Consider the following 4,138-nt stretch of genomic DNA (forward strand, 5'->3'; position numbering starts at 1 on the left):
GCTGACGACTCATGGCACCTCCTATTTGGGCCTCATTATGAGGCTTGGAGGTGTCTACGAAACCAGGGGCGATTCACTTTTGCTCATACATTGCACGGTCTGCAATCGTCAGCGCCTCGGAGATACGGACAGTCTTGTTGGTCACGGCAAGCCCATAGGAAGCCTTGATGCCTTCCTCTTCAAGCGCTTCCTTGATCCTCTCGCACAACGCCAGACCGCCACCCCAGTCACAGTTGACGCCAATGATGCCGAACTCATCGCCCCCCAGCCTTGCGACAATATCCTCAGCCCTGGACGCCTTCTGCAATGCAAACGCTGCACGCTTGATCAGCACATCGCCGGCGGCATGACCATCGCGGTCGTTAATGGCCTTCAACTCATCCAGATCGACGACGATCACAACAGAGGACTGGCGATAGCGCTGGTAGCGCGCTTCTTCCTTGGCAAGAAGCTGAACCCATCCCGCACGGTTGTAGACACCCGTCAACGCATCTGTGAGCGCTTGAGCCTGATAACGCTCTGCCCGCCTCTCTTCTTCGTCGACCCTGAGCTCCATCTGCAGAATCGTGCTGAGCATTTCGCCCACCAGCTCAATCAGTTCCTGATGCTCGGAAATGCTATCGGGCCTGGACTGAGGATCGATGCCGCACAACGTCCCAAACAAGCGTCCATCCGCAAGCAGAAGCGGCACGCCAATGTAGGCTCCGATCGGTATTTTCCGGCCTATTTCGGCAGCGGCATAAGCAGGGACCTGGCTTGAGTCCGAGGCAATGTTTGGCCCAAGCCCCTTGACCATCTCACTGCAGAAGGAGTCGTCCCAATTGAAGACGTCGCCAGGAACGACACCATAACCCCGGTCGTCACTGTGCAATACCGTCCAGTCGTTGCCCTCGGTTCGGGTCACCATGCACAGCTGGAAGCCTAGCGTGCGACGCAGAAAGGCCAGCGCTCTTATGGACGCACTTTCAAAATCATTCATGACATGCCCCAAGGAAAATACCAGACAACAGACGCCGCACCCGGATTAGAGAGCTGCTGGGCGGTGCCGATTAGCTTCAACGACTGAGCAAGAGACTCATCCAAGACTACCTCACCAGCGTTTGATGCAGCCTGAGCTCGGGCACCCGATTGAAGCTGCGAGCATGGTATCAGCAACTGACTCCCGCGGGCCGGTACTGACCATTTTGGAGCAGATGTTGAGGTGAAAAAACGATTATCCAGCTCATTACCGGAGCGCGATGGCCTATCAGCCCATAACAATCGAACGCGCCCAGCCGACTGCGTCATTTTGCATCAGCACCAACAACCTGCCACCATCGAGCTCCGGCTCAGACAGGGAGTGTTCCCCGCGTATGAAAACCATTGCCAGTCACATCGATCCGAGCGTGATTGCACTTGCACTTGATCAGTCATTCAATGCCGTTTTACTGACAGACGCTGACGAAGGCGAGCATCGTATTCTCTACGCTAATCAAGCTTTCCTGCGAATGACTGGCTACTGCGAAGATGAGTTACTGGGACGTAACGCTCGTATACTCCAAGGGCCAGCGACCAATCCCGAGGTGATTGATCGGCTGCGCCAGTGCCTGCGGGATGGCACCCATTTTCAAGGCTCGACAATCAACTACCGCAAGAATGGACGCCCTTACACCGTTGAGTGGAATATTTCCCCAGTACACAACACGGCCGGCGAAATCACGCATTTCATTTCGATACAGCAGGACATCAGCAGCCTGATGGCCGCCCAAAATACGACCCAGCTGTTCGCCCACGTACTTAATGCAACCGATGATGGCGTCGTTATCACGGACGCCAGTGGCACCATCGAATTCGTCAACAAAGGCTTCGAAAAGATCACAGGATACGGGCTTACGGAGGTGCTCGGCCGCAATCCGAACATGCTCAAGTCTGGGGAACAAGATCCTGAATTCTATAAAGACATGTGGGAGACCCTGAAAAAGGGCCGCTCCTACAAAGGCACCTTTGTTAATCGCAGCAAGAACAACGAACTGATTTACTGTGACGAGACAATAACCCCACTCACTGACCAGGCAGACAACATCACCCATTACGTGAGCATTTTTCGCGACCTGACCACTCGTATACTCGAAGAGCAGATGTTTCGTGAAATGGTGCGCTTCGACGGACTGACCGGCGCACTAACCCGAGCAGCTGGAGAGTTGGCACTGGAAAAGGCCTACATGCAATCTCGTGGTAGCAAGCTGCCCATGTCGATCGCACTGGCCGACATTGACCACTTCAAACACGTCAACGACACCTGGGGACACACTGCCGGCGACACTGTCCTAAAAGCGGTGTCGCGCAGCATGATTGGTGCACTAAGGGCTAACGACAGTGTCATACGCTGGGGTGGCGAGGAGTTCCTGCTTATTTTCAGTGGCTGCGACCTGGACCAATCACTGCCGCTGGCCGAACGCTGCCGAAAGGCCATCCAGCACAACCAACATGAACACGCGGGCTGTATTACCTTGTCGATTGGATTGGGTGAGCTCCAGCCTGACGAAGCATTACCGGATCTGATCGAGCGAGTCGACAAAGCGCTTTACATTGCCAAAAACTCAGGCCGTAACCAGACGCAGGTATCACGCCGGTGAGTACCTCGTCCGGTACGGGCACGCACATACTGCTGCGTCCAGGCTTCTGCCTGTCAGCCTGTCAGCCTGCACGGCTAGCGTGAGGTTTTAACCTTCAGTACTTCGGTGTAAATGACATTGACCGTCTGACCGACCTTGAGGTTCTTCATTCGAGCCTGGAGTTCGGGATCCTCAACCTTGAGGACTGTCACTTTCCCTTCTGGAGGCAGCAAGGTCACTTCATGTTTTTTCAAGTCAATGTGAGTGATCTTCGACGTCACCTTGACCCGGCGAACCGCCTCACCACCCGGATGAGGATTGTCCTTGGCGGCGCGGGTGGTCATTGATTCATTGCTGACACCAGGCGCACCCCCAACATTGGTGTCGAGCACGTAGGCGATTGAGCGAACAACAGTTATGTCAACGTTGTCGCCGACCTTCAAGTTGTGCAAAGCCTTGGCTTGATCCGTTAGCTGGATAGTCACCGGCTTTTTGTCGGCGCCTTCAATAGTGACCTGATAATTCGCCGCATCAACGGCAAGCACATGCGTAACGACATGGCCTTCTATCGCACTACCGCCCAACGGCACATCGGCGGCAAGGGCCGTAAAGCTGGTAGCGGACATGATGGAAGCAAGAACAATAGTGCAGGCAAAGGAACGGATTGGCTTCATAGGTTTACTCTTCCATGTGATGGCGGAGAGAACAACACGACGGATACCAAGGCACAGCGCTTTGTGGGTACGCCATAGCATAGTCATTGATTGCCAATGTGCCGCACCTTTCAGGACGGCGAGGAAAGGCTTGCCGGGTATCCAGAGGAAACCCACTTGGGTCTCATTGTTCGGGCCAAGACCCCTTGCGAGGCAACGGAGCTGCCTGAGCCATACCGAGAGTGAGGCGGTAGAAGTAAGCGTCGAGCCGGTCTCCACAGCCGACCCAGCAACGGGCAACTACCAAACGAAGTAAGCCAGTCTCTATGGGTTTTTCACTGCCCTGTCATCCGTTCGTAACACCGTCAGAACACAATGAGCTCAGCCAAAGGGATTTGGCCCCGTCTACAGAGAGACTGGCCAAGTGCCGGGCTCATTGTTTCCGCTTTGCCCCCTTCTACACCGCCTGCCCTTCACGCAGCGAACCCCCGCCCTTGTTGTGCCCACATTTGGCTGTATACAAAATCGAGGCAAATAGCCATGATCCCGTTCGGTACGGATGCGTGCTATCTAACAGCCTGGGGATCTCAATGCTTTTATACGTCTCGAAGACAGCTCGCTATTTCGCCTTCGCCTACTGCTTTGCAGGCATAAGCGGTTGCGCTTCCGATGGCGGGATGACTGAGCTTGCCATGGCAGGCTCATTGCTTGGCGGCGCCGGAGTTGACACAGGGACAATGGCCGCCATTGGTGCGGCCGCTGTCGGCTCTATGGCCGTAGCATCGACCATTTCAGATAGTGCGGAAACAACTACTCGGCGGCCTCAAGGAGCAAGTGCAACAGCTAGTTAAAAAATCGGAGCGCGCTAATTCCGAAATTGAACGAGATGCC

General features: G+C 54.9%; 3 protein-coding genes. 1 reads left to right on the plus strand and 2 read right to left on the minus strand.

The window, feature by feature from the left end; translation table 11 throughout:
• Positions 1-73 precede the first annotated feature (73 nt).
• Positions 74-979, minus strand: coding sequence for a sensor domain-containing diguanylate cyclase (locus CYD26_RS24525; RefSeq protein ID WP_102053894.1), 906 nt, complete (start codon positions 977-979; stop codon positions 74-76).
• A gap of 373 nt (positions 980-1,352) precedes the next feature.
• Here CYD26_RS24525 and CYD26_RS24535 point away from each other — a divergent pair, with 373 nt between their 5' ends.
• Positions 1,353-2,615, plus strand: a complete 1,263-nt coding sequence (locus CYD26_RS24535; RefSeq protein ID WP_102053895.1) for a sensor domain-containing diguanylate cyclase — start codon at positions 1,353-1,355, stop codon at positions 2,613-2,615.
• 74 nt (positions 2,616-2,689) lie between these two features.
• On the opposite strand, the gene CYD26_RS24540 is transcribed toward CYD26_RS24535, so the two are convergent.
• Positions 2,690-3,268 carry a hypothetical protein gene (locus CYD26_RS24540; protein WP_102053896.1) on the minus strand — a complete coding sequence of 193 codons (579 nt, stop codon included), beginning with the start codon at positions 3,266-3,268 and terminating at the stop codon, positions 2,690-2,692.
• Between the last annotated feature and the right edge of the window lie 870 nt (positions 3,269-4,138).

The organism is Pseudomonas sp. FFUP_PS_473 (assembly GCF_002858665.1).
GTDB lineage: Bacteria > Pseudomonadota > Gammaproteobacteria > Pseudomonadales > Pseudomonadaceae > Aquipseudomonas > Aquipseudomonas defluvii.